General features: G+C 59.1%; 32 protein-coding genes. 12 read left to right on the forward strand and 20 right to left on the reverse strand.

The genetic code is table 11. The features are described from left to right. Positions 1-86: 86 nt before the first annotated feature. The 8 genes from VGN93_RS04400 to VGN93_RS04435 all read right to left on the reverse strand — a co-directional run bounded on the left by VGN93_RS04400 (position 87) and on the right by VGN93_RS04435 (position 4,064). Positions 87-548, reverse strand: coding sequence for a hypothetical protein (locus VGN93_RS04400; RefSeq protein ID WP_327506491.1), 462 nt, complete (start codon positions 546-548; stop codon positions 87-89). Further along, the gene (locus tag VGN93_RS04405) at positions 545-826 is read right to left on the reverse strand and encodes a hypothetical protein (RefSeq protein WP_327506492.1); all 282 of its coding nucleotides are present in this window, start codon (positions 824-826) and stop codon (positions 545-547) included. Before VGN93_RS04405 ends, VGN93_RS04400 begins: the two co-directional genes overlap by 4 nt. After that, a complete protein-coding gene (locus VGN93_RS04410) occupies positions 823-1,128 on the reverse strand; it encodes a hypothetical protein (RefSeq protein ID WP_327506493.1) in 306 nt (101 codons plus the stop codon). The genes VGN93_RS04405 and VGN93_RS04410 overlap by 4 nt, the downstream gene beginning before the upstream one ends. A gap of 108 nt (positions 1,129-1,236) precedes the next feature. Next, positions 1,237-1,632 (reverse strand): hypothetical protein, encoded by a 396-nt coding sequence (locus VGN93_RS04415; protein ID WP_327506494.1) that lies wholly within the window; start codon positions 1,630-1,632, stop codon positions 1,237-1,239. A gap of 179 nt (positions 1,633-1,811) precedes the next feature. Beyond that, entirely contained in the window at positions 1,812-2,345 is a 534-nt protein-coding gene (locus tag VGN93_RS04420; protein ID WP_327506495.1) for a hypothetical protein, read from the reverse strand. Positions 2,346-2,669: 324 nt separating this feature from the next. Further along, a complete protein-coding gene (locus VGN93_RS04425; protein WP_327506496.1) occupies positions 2,670-3,281 on the reverse strand; it encodes a hypothetical protein in 612 nt (203 codons plus the stop codon). Positions 3,282-3,429: 148 nt separating this feature from the next. Continuing rightward, positions 3,430-3,834, reverse strand: coding sequence for a hypothetical protein (locus VGN93_RS04430; RefSeq protein WP_327506497.1), 405 nt, complete (start codon positions 3,832-3,834; stop codon positions 3,430-3,432). Positions 3,835-3,848: 14 nt separating this feature from the next. Beyond that, complete coding sequence (locus tag VGN93_RS04435) at positions 3,849-4,064, reverse strand: hypothetical protein (RefSeq protein WP_327506498.1); 216 nt, start codon at positions 4,062-4,064, stop codon at positions 3,849-3,851. Between the two features lie 136 nt (positions 4,065-4,200). On the opposite strand from VGN93_RS04435, the gene VGN93_RS04440 reads away from it, so the two are divergent. Both VGN93_RS04440 and VGN93_RS04445 read left to right on the forward strand, forming a co-directional pair. After that, positions 4,201-4,437, forward strand: coding sequence for a hypothetical protein (locus VGN93_RS04440; protein WP_327506499.1), 237 nt, complete (start codon positions 4,201-4,203; stop codon positions 4,435-4,437). A 120-nt stretch (positions 4,438-4,557) separates the two neighbouring features. Further along, the gene (locus VGN93_RS04445; protein ID WP_327506500.1) at positions 4,558-4,800 is read left to right on the forward strand and encodes a DUF982 domain-containing protein; all 243 of its coding nucleotides are present in this window, start codon (positions 4,558-4,560) and stop codon (positions 4,798-4,800) included. Between the two features lie 27 nt (positions 4,801-4,827). Here the strand turns inward: VGN93_RS04445 and VGN93_RS04450 are convergent, their stop codons facing one another. Then, positions 4,828-5,733 (reverse strand): hypothetical protein, encoded by a 906-nt coding sequence (locus VGN93_RS04450; protein ID WP_327506501.1) that lies wholly within the window; start codon positions 5,731-5,733, stop codon positions 4,828-4,830. Between the two features lie 278 nt (positions 5,734-6,011). After that, entirely contained in the window at positions 6,012-6,506 is a 495-nt protein-coding gene (locus tag VGN93_RS04455; protein WP_327506502.1) for a hypothetical protein, read from the reverse strand. Between the two features lie 333 nt (positions 6,507-6,839). Between VGN93_RS04455 and VGN93_RS04460 the strand changes: the two genes are divergently transcribed. After that, on the forward strand, positions 6,840-7,307 hold the full coding sequence (locus tag VGN93_RS04460; RefSeq protein ID WP_327506503.1) for a thermonuclease family protein: 468 nt from the start codon (positions 6,840-6,842) through the stop codon (positions 7,305-7,307). A gap of 119 nt (positions 7,308-7,426) precedes the next feature. On the opposite strand, the gene VGN93_RS04465 is transcribed toward VGN93_RS04460, so the two are convergent. The 6 genes from VGN93_RS04465 to VGN93_RS04490 all read right to left on the reverse strand — a co-directional run bounded on the left by VGN93_RS04465 (position 7,427) and on the right by VGN93_RS04490 (position 10,525). Beyond that, positions 7,427-7,681, reverse strand: coding sequence for a hypothetical protein (locus VGN93_RS04465; RefSeq protein WP_327506504.1), 255 nt, complete (start codon positions 7,679-7,681; stop codon positions 7,427-7,429). Between the two features lie 88 nt (positions 7,682-7,769). Then, on the reverse strand, positions 7,770-7,979 hold the full coding sequence (locus tag VGN93_RS04470) for a hypothetical protein (protein WP_327506505.1): 210 nt from the start codon (positions 7,977-7,979) through the stop codon (positions 7,770-7,772). Beyond that, positions 7,976-8,362, reverse strand: coding sequence for a hypothetical protein (locus VGN93_RS04475; protein ID WP_327506506.1), 387 nt, complete (start codon positions 8,360-8,362; stop codon positions 7,976-7,978). The genes VGN93_RS04470 and VGN93_RS04475 overlap by 4 nt, the downstream gene beginning before the upstream one ends. Positions 8,363-8,415: 53 nt before the next feature. Further along, entirely contained in the window at positions 8,416-8,700 is a 285-nt protein-coding gene (locus VGN93_RS04480) for a hypothetical protein (RefSeq protein WP_327506507.1), read from the reverse strand. Between the two features lie 50 nt (positions 8,701-8,750). Further along, entirely contained in the window at positions 8,751-9,635 is an 885-nt protein-coding gene (locus tag VGN93_RS04485) for a hypothetical protein (RefSeq protein WP_327506508.1), read from the reverse strand. After that, positions 9,632-10,525 carry a nucleotidyl transferase AbiEii/AbiGii toxin family protein gene (locus VGN93_RS04490; RefSeq protein ID WP_327506509.1) on the reverse strand — a complete coding sequence of 298 codons (894 nt, stop codon included), beginning with the start codon at positions 10,523-10,525 and terminating at the stop codon, positions 9,632-9,634. The genes VGN93_RS04485 and VGN93_RS04490 overlap by 4 nt, the downstream gene beginning before the upstream one ends. A gap of 201 nt (positions 10,526-10,726) precedes the next feature. On the opposite strand from VGN93_RS04490, the gene VGN93_RS04495 reads away from it, so the two are divergent. Continuing rightward, positions 10,727-10,852, forward strand: coding sequence for a hypothetical protein (locus tag VGN93_RS04495; protein WP_327506510.1), 126 nt, complete (start codon positions 10,727-10,729; stop codon positions 10,850-10,852). A 313-nt stretch (positions 10,853-11,165) separates the two neighbouring features. Here the strand turns inward: VGN93_RS04495 and VGN93_RS04500 are convergent, their stop codons facing one another. Further along, on the reverse strand, positions 11,166-11,513 hold the full coding sequence (locus VGN93_RS04500; RefSeq protein WP_327506511.1) for a hypothetical protein: 348 nt from the start codon (positions 11,511-11,513) through the stop codon (positions 11,166-11,168). A 574-nt stretch (positions 11,514-12,087) separates the two neighbouring features. Between VGN93_RS04500 and VGN93_RS04505 the strand changes: the two genes are divergently transcribed. From VGN93_RS04505 to VGN93_RS04525, 5 genes are all read left to right on the forward strand, one after another. Beyond that, entirely contained in the window at positions 12,088-13,695 is a 1,608-nt protein-coding gene (locus VGN93_RS04505; RefSeq protein ID WP_327506512.1) for a hypothetical protein, read from the forward strand. Between the two features lies 1 nt (position 13,696). Then, positions 13,697-14,656 (forward strand): hypothetical protein, encoded by a 960-nt coding sequence (locus tag VGN93_RS04510; RefSeq protein WP_327506513.1) that lies wholly within the window; start codon positions 13,697-13,699, stop codon positions 14,654-14,656. Between the two features lie 99 nt (positions 14,657-14,755). Further along, complete coding sequence (locus tag VGN93_RS04515) at positions 14,756-16,681, forward strand: AAA family ATPase (protein WP_327506514.1); 1,926 nt, start codon at positions 14,756-14,758, stop codon at positions 16,679-16,681. Positions 16,682-16,691: 10 nt separating this feature from the next. After that, positions 16,692-17,243: a metallophosphoesterase family protein gene (locus VGN93_RS04520; protein WP_327506515.1), complete on the forward strand. Its 552-nt coding sequence runs from the start codon at positions 16,692-16,694 to the stop codon at positions 17,241-17,243. Then, positions 17,233-17,421 (forward strand): hypothetical protein, encoded by a 189-nt coding sequence (locus tag VGN93_RS04525; RefSeq protein WP_327506516.1) that lies wholly within the window; start codon positions 17,233-17,235, stop codon positions 17,419-17,421. Before VGN93_RS04520 ends, VGN93_RS04525 begins: the two co-directional genes overlap by 11 nt. A 524-nt stretch (positions 17,422-17,945) precedes the next feature. On the opposite strand, the gene VGN93_RS04530 is transcribed toward VGN93_RS04525, so the two are convergent. Next, positions 17,946-19,604 carry a hypothetical protein gene (locus VGN93_RS04530; protein ID WP_327506517.1) on the reverse strand — a complete coding sequence of 553 codons (1,659 nt, stop codon included), beginning with the start codon at positions 19,602-19,604 and terminating at the stop codon, positions 17,946-17,948. A gap of 413 nt (positions 19,605-20,017) precedes the next feature. Next, the gene (locus VGN93_RS04535) at positions 20,018-20,266 is read right to left on the reverse strand and encodes a tyrosine-type recombinase/integrase (protein ID WP_327506840.1); all 249 of its coding nucleotides are present in this window, start codon (positions 20,264-20,266) and stop codon (positions 20,018-20,020) included. 173 nt (positions 20,267-20,439) lie between these two features. Here VGN93_RS04535 and VGN93_RS04540 point away from each other — a divergent pair, with 173 nt between their 5' ends. The 3 genes from VGN93_RS04540 (at position 20,440) to VGN93_RS04550 (ending at position 22,810) form a co-directional block, all read left to right on the forward strand. After that, on the forward strand, positions 20,440-21,597 hold the full coding sequence (locus VGN93_RS04540) for an acyltransferase (RefSeq protein ID WP_327506518.1): 1,158 nt from the start codon (positions 20,440-20,442) through the stop codon (positions 21,595-21,597). A 54-nt stretch (positions 21,598-21,651) separates the two neighbouring features. After that, the gene (locus tag VGN93_RS04545) at positions 21,652-22,284 is read left to right on the forward strand and encodes an alpha-ketoglutarate-dependent dioxygenase AlkB (protein ID WP_327506519.1); all 633 of its coding nucleotides are present in this window, start codon (positions 21,652-21,654) and stop codon (positions 22,282-22,284) included. Positions 22,285-22,546: 262 nt separating this feature from the next. Beyond that, complete coding sequence (locus VGN93_RS04550; protein WP_319323828.1) at positions 22,547-22,810, forward strand: hypothetical protein; 264 nt, start codon at positions 22,547-22,549, stop codon at positions 22,808-22,810. 14 nt (positions 22,811-22,824) lie between these two features. Here VGN93_RS04550 and VGN93_RS04555 read toward each other — a convergent pair whose 3' ends face one another. Next, entirely contained in the window at positions 22,825-23,727 is a 903-nt protein-coding gene (locus VGN93_RS04555; RefSeq protein ID WP_327506520.1) for a LysR family transcriptional regulator, read from the reverse strand. Positions 23,728-23,860: the final 133 nt, after the last annotated feature.

Consider the following 23,860-nt stretch of genomic DNA (forward strand, 5'->3'; position numbering starts at 1 on the left):
ACGCCGGAGGAATAAAAGTGTATACAAATCAATTATTTGAAGAAACATTGTTGACGCGGAATGCCCCCGGATGGGCTCTCCCGAGATCAGAATGGCAGGTCGTCGTCGTGAGCGGTATAGGCGGCCGACTCGATACGCCTGATACGCTCCAGACGAGATCGTTCAGCAGCCTCCGTTTCCCTGCGTTCGAAATCCGGATCGCGGCGCTCGAACCAGATCGGGTCGGCGGTCTGCATCTCGGGCGAGTGCCGGACGATCTCGGACGCCACGCGCTCGACGACCCGGCCGCGGCAATCTTGGACGATAAACGAGCCGACGAATGGCGCGTGCATATCATCTTCGTCCTGATCCTCGACGGTCTCAACCTCGTCATCACCAAGATGCAACTCGTAGAGATACCGAGCAAGCTGCTCAGACTGGTTGCAATACCAGTTCGCCATGACCTGGCGGACGTCGGCCAGCGCAACCTCCTCGTCGACGGTGTAGAACCCCACCGGCGACTGGTGTCCTTGCAGGCCGTAGAATTCGATTTTGTAAAGTTCGATCACGTGCGCGCCTCGATTGCTTTGAGTTCGTAGCCTGCCGCCTGGGCAAAGCGGCCGATGCGTTCGAGGACATGGGCCTCGAGGCGGCTGAGGATCACGGCCGACACCTGACGGCCCTTGGACGCCTTGCGGTATGTCGCGATCGTCGATGGCGCGACGCCCGCGATCTCGGCCGCTTCCGCGGAGTCCAGGCCACCGAGGTCGAGGAGCAGCGCGAGCTGCTCCTGCGACGTCATGAGACGTCCGTCGTCAGTGAGGTAGAGGGTGCTGCGGCTGATCACACTGCCCCCCTTTCATAGGCCAGGATGGCTCCTTCGACATCGTCGGCATCGAGCCAGACGTTGTCGCCGTTGCCTGTCACGCCGGCTCTTCCGGCATCTTCGACCACGACAACGAAGATGTTACCGTCGACATAGCCATCCTTGCCGTAAGTGTGCACGAGGTACGACTTAATGCCCTCGACATATTCGACGTAGACGGGGTCGCCATCGAAGTCCTTGATTTCTCCAGCTCTCGCCAGGTCATCCAAAAGCCCTCGTCCGACTGCGAACAGCGGCACTTCCTGAGGTTGTCCATAATCCATTGTATTCTCTCCTGATTGCCCCGCGGGACTGATTGATCGGTGCGACGGGCAGGTTCCAGATGCTCCGTCTCAGACGGCACCCGGGTGAGGTGCCGTCGAAGAAGTGCATCAGGCGGCGATGCGGCGCTGAACCCTCTCCATCGCTTCGACGAAACTTATGACCTTGGAGCCGTCGAGCCTCCAATGACCGCGGTTGATGTCCTGGCTCGCGAAAGCGGCGCGGATGGCAGCGCGAGGGGTCAACGTGAGGCCCGACAGATAAGCGTACTCGTCCGCCGCGATTTCCATCCTGATTGCCGCCATTGCGATGTCCCGGGCGGCATCGGCATCCGTGCGACCGAGCGCGCGGTGCAGGTCATCTTGGCAGCCGAAGAAGGCCACCAGTGCGTAGGTCGGGTAGCAGGCCGAGGTCTGGCGCTTTGCCAGCGACACCGTGGCCTTGGGTGCAGCCTTGCGGAGCGAGACCGGGCGCGTCAGCGAGATGGTGCAAGCGTGGTTCGTCAACGGGCGGGTCTCGCGGACCGGCTTAGCGAGGCAGACAGGCTTGGCGAGGGAAACGTAGATACGGTAAGTGCGAACATGTGATCTTCCTTTGTCGATGCGCCCGGTTCCAGCGAGCGGGGTATTGGGTTTGGCTACCGCGACCGGGTTTCCCCGGTTTCGGTCCCGGCCAGGGACCATCGTCAGGCGGCTTCTGAGGCGTTCACCTTTCTCAAGTCCCGCGCGATGGCGACCAGCTTCTCCGTGACCATGTAGGCAATGTCCCCGAGGACTCCGGAGCGGGCGTCGTCGCTGGCTTCATCATAGAGTTCCCTGTCGTCGCCGAGCGCCATCGCAACCGCATCGCGGTACTCGTTGTTGACGTCCAAGTTGCAGTCTTCGGTGACCAGGTCGAGATCGGCGTCGAGCCACTCGAGCGCGCTGTGAACAGCCGTGCCGTCTACGGCGATGTCGAAGGCAACATGCAGGTTCTCATCGGTGACGACTGTCGCGTTGACGATGGAAATGCGTTCCCACAGCGGTGCCAGGAGTTCGACCTGCGTTTCGTAGATGAAATCCTCGACAGACTTTTCGAGCACGGCTGCCGCATCTTTGATGCTCGTGTATCCCGCGTCCTGCACGTGAGCGAGAAGCGCGGCGTCGCGATCGATGCCAGCGTAAACACCGAAGACTGTGCCGTTCGCCGAGACTTTGAAGTTCTTGAGTACTTTGGTCATTGTTCTTTCCTTCCATGTTCGCCCGGTTCCGAGGGCGGTGAGAGTGCTAATTCCACCTCTCATGTAAGTATGATTACCTATCTCTACGGCGGGGACAACCCCTCTTTCCAATAAAAACTAAGCAACTTTCGTGTCTTGAATTGCGGAGTCTTGAATCTGTTGAGTTTGTAAACGAATTTAATATTCAAGAACTCGCGGTACATTTATGTTTTTCATGAATAACACACCGATGTGTGTGACAAGTATTCGGAAAATTGTCAACACTTCTATATGGATGGATACTGGGGCCGTTGGCCGCGAATACTGGTATAGAGGGATTTGGGGTCAGAACCGGCCGGTGTAAGCCGCGTTGTCGAAACAGACGCCGAGGCGCTCGACACCGCGGTAGACATCGGCGAGGTCTTGGACTGTGAGGCAGGCGTCGTCGCCGACGTCGATGACGTCACGGCGCTGGACGTAGCCGTCGGAGACGGGGACGGCAAAGAGGCGGCCGCCGACGGCGATGTGCAGGTCCGTGCCGGCGGCTTCGAGTGTGACGAGACTACTCCTCATCGTAGTCATCATCGACGTCATCGTAGCGCTCAGTCTCTCTGGCACCGATCTCGGTGACGAGCATGTCGTGCAGCGCCGCCGAGATCGGCTTCCGGACGTTCGCTTCCCAGTAGTTGCGATGCGGGGGTCCAGGTAGAATTGGCCTGGGCGTTCGACGAGGACAATTTCAGCGTTGCCGACGTCAAGCTCGATGCGCTTCTCCTGTCGGCGCAGTTCGCACTCGATGGCTGCCAGCCGTTCGTCCTCAGCACGCTGCCGATCATGCTCCTCCCGTGCGATCCACGCCTGCCGGATGATCTCGCGGGTGCCGGCAATGGCGGCGGGAAACTGATCCTCGAACGCCGCCCATCGCTCGGCGGTGACGTCGAAGTCCCTGCGCCACATCTCCGTCTTGTAGAACGACAGGTCGATGCCGGTACGAGCCGCAGCAGTTCGGCGACATCCGGGTCGTCATCCCGGGACGCAAGCCAGAACCGACGTCCCTCGAATACGAAGCTAAGGCTCATGCCGACCTGGATTTCGCTGAAGGTCCTCATGCCGCCTCGCTTTCCGGCGCAGCCTCGGCCTTCGGCACCCTCTCGCCTTTGATGACCGTCTCCACGATGCCACAAAGGACCTCATCGCGGCAGACATGGTACTGGTTGCCGTTGACAACATAGGTTCCCTGATCCCGGAGGAAGGATTTGATACCGAGGCGGATGGCCTCGAAATCGGCAAGGGAATGGTTCTCCTCGAGACAGAGCTTCTTGATGTCGTCTTCGTCGACAAAAATGGAACAACCTGCCATCGAATTGACGGCCTTAATCGGCAGATGAAACCTTTTCTCGAAAGGCTTCGAAAGATCAGCGAAGTAAAAGAGGATGAGCATATTCTCGTAGTCGATCGCCATGAATTCCGGCTGGCGGCTCGTGGTAGTTTTGGTGTCGGTGTCGGTCATACGTCCTCGCTTTCTTATTCCTCGGCATCAGGCTCACGGTATTCGACACCCCTGACGTCAGGTAGCGCGTCGATCCATTCGAGGACCTCGGCCGCGTTCGCACAGTCCGGCGTCAGGTCGTCGAAGTCGGAATCGGCTGTGATGACCAGGTCCTCGCCCCGCTCGTCGAGGGCAGTCTCCCAGCCGCCGGTCATTCCACCGGGGCAGTCCGAAAAGTTGTATACGAGCATGCTGCAGGACAGGCCCTTGCGACGGAGGGCGGATTCGATTTCCTTTTGCTGCTGTGGAGGCATCGCGCCGATCCATATTGAACAAGCAAATAAGGCGAGTTATTTTTAGCGCGAAGGGAAGTTTAAGAAGGCTGAGATGGGTACCAACTTTTTCACCAGAGGGACATTTGAACCCGAAGAACTGGGCGCGCTGAAGCAGGTTTTCGACGAAATCACAGCGCAGCCGTGGTTCGATAATTCGCAGGAAAACAAGGAGAGCTTTGCGAGGTATCTCTTTGATACTTTCCCGGCCGTGCACTTTGACCCGCGAAAGCATCGCTCGATAATCGAAGTGTCGGCGCGCATGTTCTGCACGCGCGACGACGCCAGCTAATTTCGATAGGCGATGATTGCCGATCAAATCACGCTTAAACCGGACGGCTAGATTTTTCGGATCGCCCTTGGAACGAATCTGCCCCTCCCGCATTTCACGCGAAAATATGGGAGGACACCGATGCCGACGATTGAATGGAAAGAGCCAATCGAAATCCAGCTTGGGCTGATCGGGACACGAAAAGTGGAAGGGCCCTTTGAAGCGCTGATCTATCTCATCGACAACTGGCCCAATCGCTCTGGCCCCGATTTTGTCAAAGCGAAAGTTACATGCAAGGCAGCGGTTGAAGGCCGCGTCGATGCCGAGCTTGCTCGTCGCGACTTCATTGCAGCCGCGAAAGAAGTTCATTGCTACATGAACTGACGAATGCCGGAGCATCTGCAATGAACACTAATACGCCTGGGCCAGCTTATCGGTCGTTGTGGGGTGATCTCGATGAGAGCGCACGCGTTGCGCGGGAGATTGCAACCCAGGAAAAGAAAGCGCGCGACGAGAAGACGCGCAAACTGAAGGAAGCTCGTATGCGGTGTGCGCCCGGTCATCGAGCCTTGCCGCAGATGCCGTCGAACGTTCAAAGTAGCGAGGGTGCCGTTTATTCGTTGCCGTCTCCGCATGTGACAGTGGTGGCCTTGGCATCGATGACACCACCGTTGGCTCGATAGGCCATGATCCGATCCGCGACGATCGAAAGCGTTTTCTCGTCAATGACGTGAGTATCGGCATCGACCTCATCTTCCGGAGTCTGGATTCCACCGGCATGGCAAAGATCGGCGGCTCGGGATCGGGAATTGGTTGGTCGCCGACAGGAACTTCCCATGCGGCCACCCGAGCGCCGAGACGGGGATGACGGCGGAAGCCGCGGAGGTCGGCGTAAATGTCTAGGCCGCGATCGACGATATCGGCGCAGCGCGAACGGCGGAGATGAACGTGGGCGGCGATCTGCCGGAGGCTGTGACCCACCGCGAATAGCTCGAAGATGTAGTGTTCGAGATCGGCGGCGCGGCATGCCTGGACCCATCGGCCGTGGCATGTGCGGTTTTCGATGTTGGCAGGGGTGGTCGGGATGAAGGAGCGGTCGCCGCTCAATGCGCCGCCGCCCATACCGATGCGGACCATGTCCAATCCGGGTGCGCTGAGGCCATCCTCGAGCGCTGCGCGGATCGCGAGCGCTGCCTGGAGCCGATGAGGTTCGATGTCGGACGAAAGCAGGGGATCGGACGTCACACGGCGGCGGGTCTCGGGCGTGCCGAGATCGCGCGTTTCAACAGTTTTGCCGGATTTTTTCTTCCTTGCCACTTAGCCGTTCCCCAACTGTTGAGTATAGCGCTGGGCTATCGGCGGCGAGGAACAAGTATTTATCGCCTTCCATGGGTGAAATTAACCATGAAATACTTCAATGATACTTGTGGCCATTATACAGACGAAGAAGGCGCAGGTCATTTTGGAACCCCTGCGCCCTTCCGGAAAGAATACAGCATGTTTCGACTGCACTCATGCGCGTACTATCCGTCGACATCGTTAATGTGTCAAGACAACGAAAAACCCCGGCGTCGGTGTGGACGCCGGGGTTTAGCTTACAGGCCCTGATCTTCGAGGTACCTCTCGAAGCCCACTGCCAGGCGTTCACCCGCCCAAGCAGCGAGGCGGAAGACAGAGCGCTTGAGGCGGCGGACCTCAAGGTCTTCCGCCGGTCCCGAGAGCGGGATCGTTACCACGACGCCGCGACGGGGGTCCTCTGCTCCGACGATACGAGAGTTCGTCGGATAGAGAAGCACTTCACCCTCGACGAGCAGCTTATTATTGACGCGAAGAAGACGAAGGGTCCACTTGCGCGAAATGTTGAGCTTCCCGGCGCGGGGGCCGCTGATCCAGCCCGTCAAGCCAAGGACCGTGTACTCGCGGTAAGCGCCACGTTCACGGTCACTCAGCATGATATTGTCGAAGCGAAGAACGTGGAACTTCTCCTCGTGCAAGCCAGGCCAGTACCCTTGAGGCAAAAGCTTCGGCTCGGGAGCCTCAGCGATCGGCGGCTTGGCAGGGCGGGTAACGTAGGTGTTGGTATTCGCCATGAGCGAAGTCTCCAACGGCAAAGGGTGCCGGACCCACGTTGCAAGATAGTTTGCAACGTAAAAGTCCAGGCTTTGTCATGCACGCCATGTCACACCTCCGTTCTTTGCACGGCCGATGTACGCGTCAGAAATCAAGAAACCCCTTCGGAAATCCCTCGCATTTTAACCACAGTCCGTCAGTGTGCACTTTTTTGGTGCTCAATTGCGCTAAAGCCGGACAGGCGACCGTCGAGGCCGACGTCTACATGCGGTCAATAAAATTTTCGGCAACTCGTTAGCTTTCACGCAACCTGCCCGCGTTAACATGCTATCGAGGATTGCAGAGGGGCGGACATGACATTTGCTAAAGTCGTAGCGATTTCGATGATGTTCGCGTTCGCGTCGGGCGCGACGGCAATGTATCTGATCAGCGGCAACATCGTCCCTCCCGCGAACGCGGTCACGCAGGTATCGGCCAAGCCCTTCTCACGTTGCGCCGGTGCGGTCCGCACGCACTGCGTTGTCGACGGCGATACGCTCTGGCTTTCGGGGGTCAAAGTGCGGATCGCAGATATCGACACCCCCGAAATATCGGAGCCGAAATGCGCAAGCGAGGAAGCCCTTGGGGAAAAAGCGACGGCACGGCTAATCGAGCTCGTCAATGCCGGACCGTTCGAGATGAGAGCTTGGCAGGGCCGTGACGAAGACCGGTATGGCAGGAAGCTCCGTGTCCTGGTCAGGAACGGAAAGTCCCTCGGCGATGTCCTCGTGAGTGAGAGTTTGGCGCATACCTGGTCAGGTCGGAAAGAACCTTGGTGTTGATGTCGGACACACATACCTGGTGATAACCGGAGACTGAGATGAGCTATCGAGTGCTGCGGGCTCTGGAGGAATGGCAGGCCCGGAAAACTGAAGACCCCGTCTCGTCTGCGGGGTCTGGTTTACCTGATGATGGCCGGCTGGCAGATGGCGTCGGCGGTGTCGATAATGCACTGGTCTTCCTGTCGCCTGATCCAGGCGGCCGTTGTACCATACACCGGGATCGCCCTGATCAGCCCGCTGCCGTCGAGCGCGGGTAGGTAGTACGCGTTATCCCAATCGATATGTAGCGTGTCGTCGTCGCCAGGGGTCTCGCTTGTCTCGAGGTCGTCCCAATCCAACAACTCGTCACCGAAGACTTCTAATTCGCTCGTCATCGTAAACTTCTCAACCGAATTCATCGACACGACGATGCTGACCGGCTTTCTGAGCCTCGGCAACCCATCGGCGCTGGACCTGGGCGCACTACACACGGCGGGCAAGGCTAGCGTCCTCGAAGGACACGACTTTGGACGTCGCGGACTGTGCCGGTGCGGCGCGGGTTTCGTCGAGGTAAAGTTCCAAGCACGCGATGTAGGGGTCGACGAGGGACCGCTCGGCAGGCGAGAGCATGCCGAGTTTGCCGAGGAGCTTGAGGCCGCGCGCGGTGAGGTCTTGGATATCAGGCGTCGTCATGCAGCCTCGCTTTCCACGCCGTCACGGGTGGAGATGCACACGACGGCGTCGATGATTTTTTCGGCGAGTATATGAGCCTCGACCTCGGTCAAGCGCGCGCCTTCGAGGTATTCCCGGAGCCGGAGGAGCTCACGGCTTGATGCGGTTGCTCCGACCATCTTGAACTCGAAGCCTTCGTCACCCGGCAGGCGCAGCACGACTATGGCCGTGATGGCGTCCTCGTCATCGACGGCGTAGACCCATATGCTGTCAAGGATACTAAGCTCATAGCGCGCCTCGGCACGGAGCATCCTGGGGCTATATAGGTAGCCGTCGGCATGCCTTGTCAGTTTGGTGAGGCGGACGTTACACAGATAACCGGTGAGGGTGACGTCAGGCTGCATCGGCGGCCTCCCCGGGTATAGGCTTGACCTCGTAAGAGAGTTCGACGTCGGCGTCATCGAACAGTTCCTCCCACATGCCGTCGGGCCAACCCGTGTAGCAACCGTTGAGTGACAGCACGAGGTAGTACTGGCGCTTGACGGGCAGCACGTCGAAAGCGGTGCTGGGCGGCGTATCCGAAGGCCTTGGCGATACGCCAGGCGTCGCGGGCGGTGATAACTTCGAAGTCTTGGTATTCCTCTTCGACCCGATGGACGTCGTGCTTGAACAGAACCCAGAACACGTCCATCGGGTCGATGGCACCGCCTGGAAAATGGATTGTCAGATGAATTTTGTTCATGTCGCTCTCCTCAAAAGCTTGTCTGGTTATGTTTCCGAAAAAGACCGGCATCAGACCCGCCGGCGATTTTCGAACACGGGAACGGGGACCACTGGCTCATCGTCGTCAGGCGCAGGAAAATCCAGTATTGCCGTATACAGATCGCTCCACCCCCAGGAGGTCGCCATGGGCGTAACGCGGTCGATGACGTCGGATGTCGGTGCCAGGTTGCATGGACCCGCGAACTGTCGGACGTGGCCGAGGTGGACCTCGAGCGTGCCTAGCGGCTTGTCGCTGGAATCTCGGACGCTGTAGTGGCGGGTCAGCGTCGTAGTCAGGACGTTCCCGTGATCGCCATGGCGCAGGCAGTTATGCATGCGGATGCCTTCCCGGCGGAGAGCATGCGGCGTCAGTATCTGGACGAGACTGTAGCCGTCGCCCAGGTCAGCGACATGGACCTCTTCATCGCGGTCGAGGACTATCTCGGCGGTGGCGTTACGATAACGCAGGCCCTTGGTCGCCTCTACGACCAGACGCTCGAGCGTGCCGCATTTCGTCAGCTTCGTCGGATGCCCATCGTCGTCGAGATTATACAGCCAAGGATGGTTGTCGCGTTCGGCTGTCGCAAGCCAGTCGATGACGTGCCAGACGTCTATGCTGTCCCAGTCGACCCATAGCCGCGCTCGCTGCATCCATTTCCGGTCAAGGACGCCGTCTCCCTGCTCGGGCCACCCGTCGATGCGGTGGAATGCGGGACGACCGTCAATCAGTTCACCAACGGCAATCCAGACGGCATCCTTGGCCGCCTGTTGAAGCCAAAACCGAAAGAACACTCGAACGAGGCTACACTCGATCAATGCCCGCATTTCACCGGCGTCGTACTCCGGCATGTCCAAGGCGTAGATGAAGTGCTCTGCCGCCGCATTGAACTCAGGGTGCGACGTCAGTTTGCTCATCGCATGCCCCCAACCCGTCTGGCGGGCGCATACGTCGGCAGCGGGCGCATGGACCTGCTGTTCTGGACGTCTTGCAAGATGCCGTCGGCGGCGTCGATTGCCTCGTCGAAGGACTTCACCGTCATGCCGGGACTGCTGAATTTCATCCAGTTTGCACGTAGGCGCTCGTAGTCCGCGACGTCGAGGCTGTCAGGCAGCATCAACGGATCGATACCGCGGTGACGGCAAACGCGTTCGATTTCATCGGCGATCTGGTCGGTATCAACGCCGTCCCACAGGCGCTCGTCGCCGACGTCGGCGAGATGTTTGACGCGCATGTCTGTCTGCGGCTGGCCGATGACAGCGAGGAGTTTTTCCGCGAAGGCGGCTTCTAGCGGTCGGCATGCGATCGCCAGCGGAGGAAGGCGCGAGACCAGAGACGGGATTTCCGTCATCTCGATCGCCGGGGAGAACGCGCCCGGGCCTCGGCCGAACGAGATGTAGAGCTGTGTATGTGCAAGAACGCCCCCTACGGAGCCGCGGATAGTCCAGCGCTCGACGGGATCGCCGCAGCCGACGTCTATCGGCTGCGGCAGATCGGAGAGATAGTCGATATCCATTCCCTCGGTCTGAAGCAGGGATCGGATGATCAGGAGACCGCGATGCATTTCGTGCGGCATGTAGCGGCGGACTGCCGTGATGTCGGCGTCGGAGGTCGGGCGGGCGTGCTGATCAAAGAGCATACCGCCCTTCAGCTCCACGGGCGACGGGCCCATGCCCAGGTGCCAGTGGCGCAGCACGCCTTCTGCGAGCGTGCGGCCGGCGAGATCGTTGATGTTCAAGCCATAGGTACGAACGGCGGCCTTGAGACGCCCATCCAGGCTTTCAGCTATTCCAGAAACTTTTGCCATGTTGATCCCCTCAGATTTGTTGGCTGAGGGGATCGTGTGTGCCGGCGATGCAAGGGACTAGATCACTACCTGATCAGTACTTGATTTTACGGAAAGAGGATACATTTCAAGGAAGTAATGGGGGGAAACGGATAAAAACCAGAATCTCGGAAACATTGGGAAATGCCCCAACAATCAAGGTCGCGTCATGTGATAGAGGTCGTGAGCGGGACCAGGACGGCCGTCGTCGAGTGGGTGGCTAGCCAGAACACGAAGCTCGTCGACATCAAGACGTCGGGTTCGGAGACGGACAGCGCGAAGAACTGGTGTGGGCTTCCCACCGCGTGAAACCAGAATAGACGCCGCCATCCTTTCGATGCCCTCCAGGCGCTCGAGGTTCTTTGCTTGTCGCCGTTCCTCGGCCTCGGCCCGATAGATCGCGACCGCAGCAGAGATTGCCGCATCTACGGCGTCCGTCGGCTTGCCGCCGATCTTGGCAAGCTTCTCTGTGTACCGCTCTTGAGCGGCCCGTCCGGCTTCGTTCGCGGGGTTTCTTGGTCTCGGCATCGCGATTATCTCTCTCACTACCTCATCACTGCCTGACGAGAATGGAACCTTCGGATGCAAGGAACCAATGGGACATCAGCGTCCCATTCTCAATTCAACGAGACTTGAAAAACCTCGGCTCGATCTTTCCCGCATCGACCTTCGACAGCGCCAAGGCGGCATTACCCTCGAACACGGAACTGAAGACGTCGCGGATCACGTCGGCACCAGGTCCTTCCGTAACGAGGAGGTGCAGCGCTGCATCCGTCAGGGCGTCACGGATGTGCTGCCGATTAACCGGCACGACCCCGGAAGCGAGAGCCGCCTCGACCTTTGCCCGAGTCTTATCGACGGCCATAGCGTGATAGGCCTTCCGTTTGCCCGTTGCCAGCCGACGGATCGGCGTCGGGCGGAAAGCTTCGTCTATGAGTTCGGCGAGAAGTTGTAGCGGGAGGTCGGCCATGGTTTGATCCTTGCGGCTCTGATGCTACTATCGTTTGTGCCGGCGCTCCTCGGGGCAAGTGTTTTTCATGTAAACGCTCAATGCTTGGCATTACACTGCCGCTCAATGCGTTCTCGGCATCGGCTCCGATCTCCGGGCAAGAACAGCAAAATAAGCGTAGCGCCCCGTTAAATCCAAAAATCAAAAGTCCCATGTAACGTCCGCGCCTGAAGCGCGTATCTACTTAGAATCGTGCAAAAAATCAAGAAATGCTGACGAGAAAACCCTCGCGGCACGGGGATTTGTCAGCTTCATCAAATCCCATATATCCCGGTTTTCTGACCGACCCCGAAAACCTCTAATCCCATATATCCCGGTTTTGAGGCACATAATCCCGCGAACGCTGATGCGCGGGATTTACCTTCAACTATCACCCTACTATTCGCGGGAAATTGTAATTTGAATGAAAGACTTAAATAGTAAATCCCATTACAACTCCGATTGGGAATCCAATTGCAAGTATTAAATGGGATTTACTGTTGACTGCAGCAGTGCCGGCGGCCACGATTGAGGTAGAAATACTTCTGAGGGAACTATGACGATACCACCCTTTCTAGTGCGCCAGCCATTTCAGCCGTCTCCGAGAGGCAGCACGTCCGAAGCCCTCGCCAAGGGAGCGTCCCTTGCTGTCATCGCGCCCCAGTCGCCGCGACCGGCGGAAATGCTGGCGGGCGTCGTCATCGACAACGGAGACGTCGATCTGACGGGCTTCGATCTCGCCCTGCACGAACTGCTGATATCCCGGGCGTATGAGAACGACCGCACGATGACCAAGACTTCGTACGAGATTCCGCTTGCAGAATGTCTGCGCTTCCTTGGCCCTGAAGCCCGCCGGGACGCGATCGAACGGTCTATGGCGAAGATGGAGCAGATCAAGCTCTCGTTCGCGGGCGAGGACGGCCGAAGCTTCCGCGGTGTCAAAATGCTGACGTCGTGGCAAGTCACACTGAATAGCGAGACATCGCTCGGCTACCAGTTTCCGGACCCAATCCGCTGGCTGATGAGAACGATGCCAACGTACGGCTACATCGAGCTCAACGCGCTCGGCCGCGGCAGCATGAGGTCAAAGTACAGTCACATGCTCTACAAGAGGATCGCGCTTGAGGTTGCCAGGAACCCCTGGCGGGCAGGCGAAGACAACAGGTTCGATCTGGCGTTCACGCCGGAGCAACTCGCCGAGGTCGTCGGCTTTCCCTCGGTGAAGGGCACTGTTCCGTTCGGCAAGCTGCAGGAACGGGTCCTATCAAAAGCCATCGATGACTTCTCGGCTGTCCGAAAATTCGACGTCCGGATTTCATACGACGGGTTGCCTGCGCCGAAGAAGGGTACATCCGTCCGACAGATCGAGTTCGGCGTCAGGGTCAATGCTGATCCGCATCACACCGTGCGCGCCAACACCGTCCCGCTTCAGAAAGCCGGTTACCGCATTGGAGCGCCAGACGAGCCGCGATACAGGATCAACAGCGTCTTCTGGCTGCGGGTCGCCAAGAAGTTCAAAACCCTCGGCATCGACCACTCCTTCGCGCATGCGACGTGGCTGGTCGCTCTCAAGGAGGCTCTGGACAGTTTCCCGCTGACGCCTGGCGGCTCGACCCGGATGTATCGCGGCGCGAACCTGCTTTCCTCGATCGATGCCGATGGCGTCGAAGCCGCTGCCTGGGGCTTCTTCGGGGAGGAAGCCGAACTCGGCCGCGATCTTGTCGGGTCTCTGCACGTGATCAAGAACCGCGTGCCGGCCGAGAAAGCCCGCAAGAAGAGAATGGAGCCTGTTCAGCGTCTGAAGGACACCGCGACGTCTCCAACTCCCGTATTTCCCGAAGTTGCCGTTGGCACGCGACCTGAGCCGACGTTCGACACATGCACCCACATCGACATCGAAATCGATCCTGCGGCATCGGCTGCCGAACTCGATGACTACATCTTTGCACACTTCAGCAACGTCGTCTGGGACGGCAATCGTAAGATCGTCTTGAGGGCGCATTTCTACGTCCCTGGACAACGAGACGTCCGTGACCATTTCCGTTTCCTAATCTCTCCCGCAGACGAGGAAGAACTGCTGCGCGCCGTAGGGCATCGTCGTGTCGAGAAATGGATCGATGGATATCCGGCGTATGTAATCGACGATGAGAAGAAGGCTGCCTGACATGACGACAGAGATTTCCCAAGAACGCTACGACGAACTTTTCTCCGTGGCACATCAGGCAATCCTGCTGACCGTCGAAAAAGAAGTCAGTACGGAGGAGGCCTCGGCTATCAACAAGGCCATCGCTGATCATCTCGTTCTCATCGAGGAGGCGGGTGACATGAGACCGGTATGGGTCCGGTTCCAGGCTGTGAGCCGTTGCGATATCCACCACCTCCAGTGCTACATGGCACCGTCCGATAGGTCGATTCTGAACGGCCTCATCCTCGCGGTGGATGCCGTCAACAAGTATACGATGGTGTCCTCCTTCGACTTCAGGAGCCGTCAATGGCCCAAGAAGGCCGTGAAGAAGACCAAGCTGACGACACCGCCGCGGACAAATGGAAACGACGCAGCGAATCCGGCGATCACGAGAAAGCTCGAATTCAATATACCTCCGAACCCTAGCGCGTTGCCGATGAAACTCCGCTTCATGGCCTGCGAAGAGGCAATGCGGGAAGCATACAAACTGGGCGACATCTACGACCGGTGGCCGTTCTTCGGGTTTGACCGTGACGATCTCCGTGTCTGTTCGGACAAGCTCGTCGCCGAATTCGGCACGCGCTATCCCTATCTCGCCGAGGCGGATGCGGCATTGGGGGGAAAGATTACCGCAGTGGTTACTGAGCTAGGCAAGCACCCATATCAGCCGGCCTTCGAGCGCAAACGATTCTGGATGTCTGTGAAGGCCGGTGGCGTCAATTCGTGGACGCACCTTGCTGACGAACTACTGGCTGTGATCGCAAAAGGTGCCGGGGACGATTTCAAGTATTTCGAGGAGCCGACGGCGGACACCCTCGCGTCGTCGTATATCTATTCCGACGATCGCACTGCGTTAACCGGACGTCGACACTTCGTCCCGGCCCGGAGAAAGCCCCCGTTGACAACCGGAAACGCACGCGGCATGGTTGCGGAAGATTAAGGAGTTCAAGCGATGACGTCTGCACTGCGAATAGCCCGATAGCCCCACACGCCCGCCGACCGGCAGGGCGACGCTATCATCTATTTGCAGGAGCTACCCATGTCGCGCTTCGATTCCCGGCCCTCGTTTGAATCCGCCATCGCCCGCCTCCATTTCATCAACGTCATCACCACCCTCGGACAAGGGGCGTCGGGAACGTATATCGTCACCGTCCCCGACGAGACGACGGAAGCAGAGAAATGGCTGCGGCCGGCACTCGCGTATATCCAGGCAATCCAACACGTCAGCGACATCGAAGAAGCTGTTGACGGTGAAAAGCCGCCCGCTGCGTATGATGTCGCTCTGCTCACGTCTGACGGCATTTTCGGCGGTCATACCGGTCCGCGCTGCATGCTCTATATCACCGAGGCCAGACACGAAGACCTTGGTCATCCGTCGGTCCGCCTGGCCGACGGCGTCATCGAGATCGACCTCGACCCCGAACTCGTCGTCCAGGCCGCGAAGGAGATGGGCCACGGCATCTCGGCCGACGACGCCCAGCTCTTGGTCGCGATGCCGTGGCGTCACCGCCGCCTCGCGCTTCTATCGCCGCGTCCGATTTCCGAGAGCTATGAGCTGCACCTCCTTGCGCTCGAAGCCGAGGAAGCGGTGAAGGTCGCCGAGAATCTCAAAGCGGAAAGGAGGGCTCCGATCGCTAAGAAGCGGGTTCCGGTAGGGACGCGCCTGGAAGACCTGCACGGCTACGGTGAGGCGAAGGCGTGGGGTCTTGAAGTTGTCCGTGACGTCCACGATTACCTTGCCGAAACCATCGCTTGGGAAGACCTTGACGGCGGCATCCTCCTCAGTGGTCCTCCCGGGTGCGGGAAGACGACGTTTGCAAGAGCACTGGCAGTGAGTGCTGACTGCCATTTCGTGGCAGGCTCTTACTCGCAATGGCAGTCGGCGGGTCACCAGGGCGACATGCTGAAGGCTATGCGCGCCGCATTCGAGGAAGCGAAGCGGTTCGCGCCGTCGGTGTTGCTCATCGACGAAATCGATGGATTCGTCGATCGCGACCGCGCTAATGATAGCTCGGATTATATGCGCGGCGTCGTCAACGGCGTCCTCGAATTGCTCGACGGTTCGTTCGATCGTACGGGCGTCATCGTCGTCGGCGCGACGAACAATCCGGACATAGTTGATCCTGCGCTCCGTCGTGCCGGCCGGCTCGATCGGCACGTTGTGATCGGCCTTCCCGACTGCGAGGCACGCCTGGCAATTCTCGCGCAGCACCTCGGCGTCGACAAGGACACTGGCTTCGGCCTCAAAGCGTTCAGCCGGCACACCGAGGGCATGTCCGGAGCTGACCTCGAACGTCTGGCCCGCGATGCCCGCCGTCTGGCTCGTCGTGACGGCACTGCGCTCAAGCACGCCCACGTCTGCCGCGCGTTTCCGAAACGCGTGAAGCGCACTTCGGATGAAATCCGAAACATCGCTGTCCACGAAATCGGGCATGCTGTTGTAGCGGCCGTCCTCGGTGCAAGCATCCGTGAGGTCGCGATCTACAAGGATCGCGATCCAACCGTAAAAGACGCCGTCGCGGGCTACGCGGCTGTCGAGGCGCGCACGGGCCTTCGGGATTATGAATGGTATGCCGACCGAGTTGCGCACGCGCTCGGCGGGATGGCGGCCGAGGGGATGCTTTTCGGCGCTCATGGCGACGGTGTCGTAGCGGACCTCAGCGAGGCCACGAACGTTGCCACGTTCGCGTTGGTATCGCTGGGCATGGGCGACACCCTGGTATCCGACGGCAATCGCGATCCGGCGGCGTTGGCAGCCGACCGGCAGTTCGATCCCGGCCTCCGACGACGCGTCGACGAGGCCCTGCAAGTGCAGGCCAACCGTGCGCGGGACATCCTCGAGCGCAATCGCAGTGCCGTCGAAGAACTCGTCGAAGTCCTAATTTTGCGCGGTCGGATCGACGGTGACGTCGTGAATGAAGCAATCCGGGCGAATGCACCGGTGCAGCTGTCGCTTGCGGTCTGAGGAGGGTGAGATGTTCGTTCGAAAGTTCTACATTTCTGACACCCATTGGTGCCATGAGCGCTTGCTTCAGATGCAGCCTCGCCCGTTCTCGACGATCGAGGAACACGACGAGTATCTCGTAGAAGCTTGGAATTCGGTCGTGGGCGACGAGGACATTGTCTATCACCTCGGTGATGTGTTCTTCTCGCTGAGCCGGAACGCCGAGCGGGTGCGGGAGATTTTCGCTCGTCTCCGAGGCCGGAAGCATCTCGTCATCGGAAACCATGACATCGACAAGCAGGGTCGCCTTCACCCGACACTGGCTTCGCTGGACTGGGCGGCAAGACCGGAACACGCGCTACGCACACGCGACGGCGGCCGCGATGTCTACCTTTCGCACTACGCCGCAAGGACGTGGCCGAGCCAACACCACCGCGCTGTCCACTTCTACGGTCATTCCCATGGCCGCCTACCGTCCTATGGTCTTAGCCGCGATGTCGGCGTGGATGTCCCCGACGTCGCCTTCACACCGAGGACCTTCGTCGAGCTGACCGCAACGATGGAGCTTCCCGATGACCGATGAGATCGCCGAGGCGGCCGCCTACTTCCTCTCGGTCTGCCGGGAGCATGACCGCCTGTTTCCGTTACGTAACATCCTCGTCGCCGTGCAGGCCTACCAGGCAGCCGACGACAAGGACCAGTTCGTCGCTGATGTACGTTTTTTTCTAGAACCCGAAAAGGGCAGCTCTGCCGGCGATTAGCTTCCGCCGGCTGAAGCCCGAGCACAACATTGATGTCAGTAACTCTGAGGGGAGAGACATCAATGAGATGGGATAGCGAAACGAACGCAAGGCTGATCGAACTCTGGGAGCGGGGTCTTTCGATCGACAGCATCTCCGAGCAGATCGACCGCACGCCGTCTGCAGTGCAGAGCCGGGCGAGCAAGCTGAGGCTCCGCAGGCAGCCCGGAGACAGGTCCCGGTTTGCACCGGTCACCGCTGACGGCAAGGTTATTGGACGGTGGCCGACGATGACCAGCTCCGGGCGTTGATGGCCGCCCGGATCAGCGTAGAGGACATTGCCCGACGCCTCGGCCGAACTATGTCAGCCGTCGAGACACGGCGGAAAAGGCTGTCACAGGCGAGGTCGCCGCGCGTCCAGGTCAGCGACGCCGCGAAGACACGCAGCTGCATGTGCTGCCACACGCCGTTCAAGTCTCGTGGAAAGGGAATCGTCTGTGCGCGCCCTGCGGTTCTTACGCCTCAGGGACGCGGGCACAATACGATTAGGCCGCTTGTGCCTCATTGACCTCGATGCCTTTCTGGCGGGCATATTCGTTGAGGATCGTATCGCACCAAAGCTTCATGCCCTCTTTCTTGAGTCCGAGGTGCTGCGCTCCTCCGTATGCCATCGCGGTGACCTTCGCCTGACGATGCTTCAAAAAGTCGGCGCGCTGCTTGTCGGTAGCGGTGACTGCGAGGGCTTCTTTCTCATCGAGCTCGTGCGCCAGGATCACCGACGCCCCACCCGGCAGTCCGGCCTCGTTGAGGAGCGACGTCAACGCACGACGGCAGTCGTGCAAGCTCCACCAAGGAATGCCAGCCTCTTCCAGCAGGTTCCGCCTCTCGCCGCGCGGGCGGATGGGACGTGGTGCCTCTTCCCTCTTCTTCCTTACCTTCTCGCCCCCCGCGTAGACCTTGGGGATATGCTTCTTGTTCGGCGTCGGCTCGTCGCGAGCCGCTAGGCGATACAGAATGCGATAGACGCCCGAAGCCGTAACGTGGACTTCGCCGCCCTTCGTTTCGCTCGGGAACGCCCACTCATGGCCCGCCGCCGCATGCTTTGCCTTGGCCCTCAACCGATCCACCATGGCCCAGGCATCGCTCGGGATCGGGAGTGCGTGCGACTTGCCTGCTTTCATGACGTCCTTTGCCCAAGCCGCAAGCTTCCAGCCCTCTTCCTTGTCGTCAACGACGTCGTGCGCCAACAGCGACAATCCCGCGTTGGCTCGTTGGCATGTCAGGACGATCCACCACAGACCGGCTAGGGCTGCGTATCCCACGCTGGGCGTCACCTGAGCGCGTCCCGGCAGTGGCCTATCGAGGTATTCCTCGGCCAGCAGGAGGGTTTTCACGATAGCAACGACTTCCGGCTGTCTGTCTCTTGGATTGATCTCGTAAGACGCGTTGATTAGGTCCCACCACCGATCGCCGGCGATACCGCTGTTCTTGTAGTGGTTTCGCCCGCACCACGTCATGACCGCCCGGAAATAGGTCACAGCCTTAATAGCCCCCGCTGGGGACTTGCCGACGGTGGCCAAGATTTCATCGCGGACGTCTTCGATATCACCACGAGTTACAAGCACCGCAGGCTTGTTCATTAGATGAGCGTATGCAGGGCGGTTAAAGGTCAGGCGGTAGTCCTTGACCGTATTTGCCGTGATCCGATCCTTCTCCCGGCATTCGGGCTTTGTTTTGTCGTGAATCGTCTGCTCGATACATTCTCGCAGAGTCCATGTCGTAGGACGCGAGGCCTCTTCCTCGGCAGCCTTGCGTGCGGTCTCCTCTCTCTCGATGAGTTCGGCGGCCGCCTTGCGGACGTCGCCCTTACCCTTGCTGTTGCCGTAATAAACGGACAGGAACGCCTTCACCTGGTCGACCGTCTTTCCGTCGCCGAGCATCGACCTGACAGCCCTAGCGAGTTCTCTCACTTTCGAGAGAGCCGTCAGCCGACGGTCGTTTTCGGGGTATACGTAGCCGATGGTTACGGAGCTATCACGAAAGCGGACGACCCACGCCGCCGTCTTCCCCTGCATCTGTAGACGCAGTCCAGTCTCCTTCTGATCGGCAAAGATCGTGATGTCCTTCCCGAAGCCCTCCTTCTCGGCCTTGTAGGCCATCTGTCGGACGTGGTGGTCCTCGATAGTCAGTTTCTCTGTTGGCATGCCCTACCTTACCCCGCTCCAAATCCCTACCGTTCTCTACCGTCTCTCTACCGTTTTAAAATTGGTTGACAAGAGTATGTGTGGCAGGGATTTTCATATTAGAAAAAGCTTCATTTAAGCTCTTCAGTGTTGACAATGTCCTTGTTTACCAAGGGTTTCATCAACTAGGGTCGTTGACATACGGGGGCTTGTCAACCTACTTTGATTTCCAGACATGAGGATTGAAAATCCGCGTGTCGGTGGTTCAAATCCGCCTCCGGGCACCATTAAGCCGTTGTTATCACTATCGTTTCCATGTCCGCATCGTTTCTAGAACGGCGTCGGTGTCGCATTTACGCGCCGGGTTTGACACCTTTCAATTGTTCAGTTCGGCCTTGAGGTCGGCCACTACGGCGGTTGCCTTCCGGGTTATGTCAGCGCGCGGGAGCAGTGCTTCGCCATCGCTCGGTGGCATGGCCAAGCACGAGCTGAACCGTGCCGCTGTCTTTTCCCATTTCAGCCAGGATCGTTGCGACGGTGTGACGAAGGCTCTTCAGCGTTCGTCCCGGCTGTATCGAACCGTCTTTTTCAAGTGCCTTTTTGAATTTGTCCCAGTTGGTGCTGAAGCCGTTATAGGTCCACGGCTTTCCGATTATCAGGATGAACGGTGGGGCTATCGACAGTCTAACGCTCCCGGCTAATCAGCTACCTCGAATTGCTATCGGCATGATCGGCTTCCTAGCTCGACTGCTGTCCGCTTTGCGGGAATGGTGTCGGGATAGGCCGCGAGGGAGCGCGACGCAGACGCGTCTGCGATGCCGGTCGACGCGGTCAATTGTTGACGAAAGGCCAAGTCATGGGAATGGGTGCTCTCCGAACCGTATTGGCGTTATCCGTTATATGCGCTCACGGCGGCGGCATTCTTGGTTATGACATGGCGACCGGTCGTGGTGCCGTTCAGGGGTTTTTCATGCTGTCGGGATTTCTCATGCAGCTGGTGCTTGCGGAGAAGTACAACCCTCGAAGCGATATGTTTCTATTTTATTCAAATCGCGCACTGCGTATCTATCCAACATATTTTCTCGCATTACTATTCGCCATGATGGTTTCGGCGTGTCTTCTCCCGTATTCATCCGGATTTTTTTATGACATCCGCGCCGCGCTGCCGGCGCTCACCCCCTTCGACTGGATAAGAATAGCGCTCTCCCACATCTTTATCCTGGGGCAGGACGTGTTTGTTTTTGAGCAATTCGATACGTCGTCCTTGCACTACACGTCAGCGGGTGTCGGCAACGCCGCAGAAACATTACTTCTCCTCCCCCCGGCATGGTCGATATCGTTGGAGTTGTCTTTCTATCTTCTCGCACCGTTTCTTGCGCGGCTTTCGACGGTTTGGCTCCTGGTTATCATGGCCGCGGCATTTTCATTGCGTTGCCTCGCCTGGTCGAACGGACTCGACTACGATCCCTGGACCAACCGCTTCTTCCCTTTCGAGATAGCCCTGTTCCTCGGGGGAATGGTTTCCTATCGATGCCGCAACTTTATAATCGGCGCCCTGGGATCTCGCGGGCTGCGACGGATCTTTCCGATTGCCTTACTCGGCGTTTTATCGGTTCACCCCGCCGTTCTTGCGGCAATGGCGCTCCACATAAATGTCGAATTAATCTATCTTGCTTTCTATGGCTTCGTCTTTTGCGTGTTACCCGGCCTGTTCGAACGATCAAGAAGCTCGAAATTCGATAGTTTCCTCGGTTCCTTCTCGTTCCCGGTCTATCTTTTCCATTGGCCGATCCTCTTGGCATACAACGCTTTTGCCGGAACTCATCAAGACATCTACCAAGGCACGTTGCGGACGATTGCCTGTACCGTCATCACGCTCGCCATATCTTATGGGGTCGTCATTTTGGTTGAACTGCCGCTTGAACGAATACGTTCGCGAAGGAACCAATCTGGCAAGCCGGAGGCAGCAGGCTTGGCCCCAGTGCAGCTGGCAACGACGTCGTCGCAGCTTTAAACTGGATCTCGAATCGCTGTCCTCGCCTGATTCCGCAATCGGAATGTTTTCGACATGTGCTCAAAATTCATGGAGCGGCCGGCGCGGGAAACGGCGCCTATTCGCTCAATAACGCGCCTTCCGCCGGGGGTCATATACTTTGCCGACTTCCTTTCCACCGAGGAAGAGAACGCCGTTAAAGCGCGGCTCGACGCCGGTGAATGGAGCAATACCCTCAAGCGTCGCGTGCAGCATTTCGGCTATCTCTATGACTATACGGCGCGAACCGTTACGGCGGACGCCTATCTGGGCAAGTTGCCGGAATGGCTTGAAAAGCTCGCGGAACGATTGGTCGCAAGCGGATATTTCCTCGACTTGCCGGACCAGGTTATCGCGAATGAATATTTTCCGGGCCAAGGCATAAGCGCCCACATCGATTGCGTGCCGTGTTTCGATGATACGATCGTTTCTATAAGCCTCTTGTCCCAGTGCGAGATGGTTTTTCGGGAACGGTCTACGTCCAGGTCGCTTGCTGTGCTGCTCCAACCACGCTCCGGCATAGTGCTGAAGGGGGCGGGCCGTTATGACTGGACACATGAAATTCCCGCTCGAAAGTCGGATGTGGTGGACGGTGTGAAAGTGGCTCGGGACAGACGGATTTCCCTGACGTTTCGGAAGATCACCCGTGCCATCGGGAAACCTTCTTGAAGCAGGCCTCGGCCGCCATCCGGGCCGCCATCCAGATTGTGGGCGGCTTGACGCCCTCATCGTGCGAGGGTGGACGAACAGTCCTTGGTCTGCCACAACCGTCTTGGACGCGACTGCCGATAGTTTTAGATCGGGGTCGGGCAACCGATTGACGTCACGTTGCTGCCGCGAGATCACGCTGGCCGTCCTGTCATGTCGCATTCTCCGATGAGGGCACCGGGTGTGCCTGGTCGGAAGGCGCGCTCTTCGAGGATATCCTGCCGTGGCCAAACAACCGAAACTGGAACATTCCGAACTCTCCGGGGAATATACCGAGGAGGACATCACCGTGCTCGTCGATATCTACCGGCCGGCCGGCACGCAGAACGACTGGAAGCTCGAGGTCGTCACGCAGAACGAGGACCTGTTTGAATGGGACGAACCATTCGCCACGGATCGTGAAGCCTTCGATGAATTCCTCGCCACCGTGGCGCGGGACGGCATACGGTCGTTCCTGGAAGAGGACGACGTGCCGACGACGCACTAACCCGGCTTTCGTACCTACTCCGCAGCTCGCGGAAGGGCACGCGCGGCGGGGAACCTGGGCTGGTTTCCGGAAAACAGCGCTTCGTTGCTTTTCAGCAGCGCCGCCAGACGGTCGAGGGTGATGCGGACTTCGGGGCGTTGGCGGTCGTCGTCGTTGACGGCGAGCCAGATGGGGTGGGTGAGGTCCTCGATCAGGTCGCCCTCACGCATCAGGGCGGGCAGGCTGTCGCCGAGATAGGCGGGCAGCACGCCGCGGCCGGCACCGCCGGCGATCAGCTTCGGCAGGAGTTCCGGGGCGTTGGTCCAGGTGTGGATCTGGCCCTCGCGGTGGCGGAAAACCCATTTTTCCACCGCCGACAGGGCGACCTCCGTGCCGATGGAGATCCAGGGTAGATCGTCACTGGTGCTGGACGCGACCGCGCGGTAGGCGCAATAGGCGACATCGACGGTGCGGCGTACCGCGAAATTGCCGCTCTTCGGCGCGGCGGCGAAAAGCGCGACGGTGCCGCGGCGGAAGGTCAGGTCGTCCTCCGGCAGCCAGCGTTTGCAGCAGAGACGGAAAGCGTCACCCGCGTGGCGGAGCGCTGCGGTATTTTCCGCGACGAAGCCGGAGAGCCAGATATCGCCGGCAATGGAGACGATCGGCAAGGTGAAGGCATCGCCGTGCCATTGGGTAATGTCTGCGACGGTCTTGCGCAGCGTCTGCACGTGTTCCATCAGGAACTGGCCGTCGGGCGCCAGCCGGTAGCCCTGCTGGCTGCGGATGAACAGGGTGCGGCCCATGGTGCGCTCGAGCGCCAGCATGCGCCGGCCGATCGTCGGCGGGCTGATACCGGTGAGCATGGAGGCGCCGGCAAGGCCGCCCTCCGCGGCCACATGATAGAAAAGCTTCAGATCGTCCCAATCGACTTCGCTCACATTCGTCTCCACGTGCCTTGCAAGACTATAGCGGAAAGTCCCGCCTTGCGTATCGAACGCCGGTGAAACGGCCGTTTCACGCCTGCGTCTACGATCCCATCCCGCGCCCGCCTATCTCTCCTGCAACACGGAA

Source organism: Shinella sp. (assembly GCF_035998705.1).
In the GTDB taxonomy this organism is placed as follows: Bacteria; Pseudomonadota; Alphaproteobacteria; order Rhizobiales; family Rhizobiaceae; genus Shinella.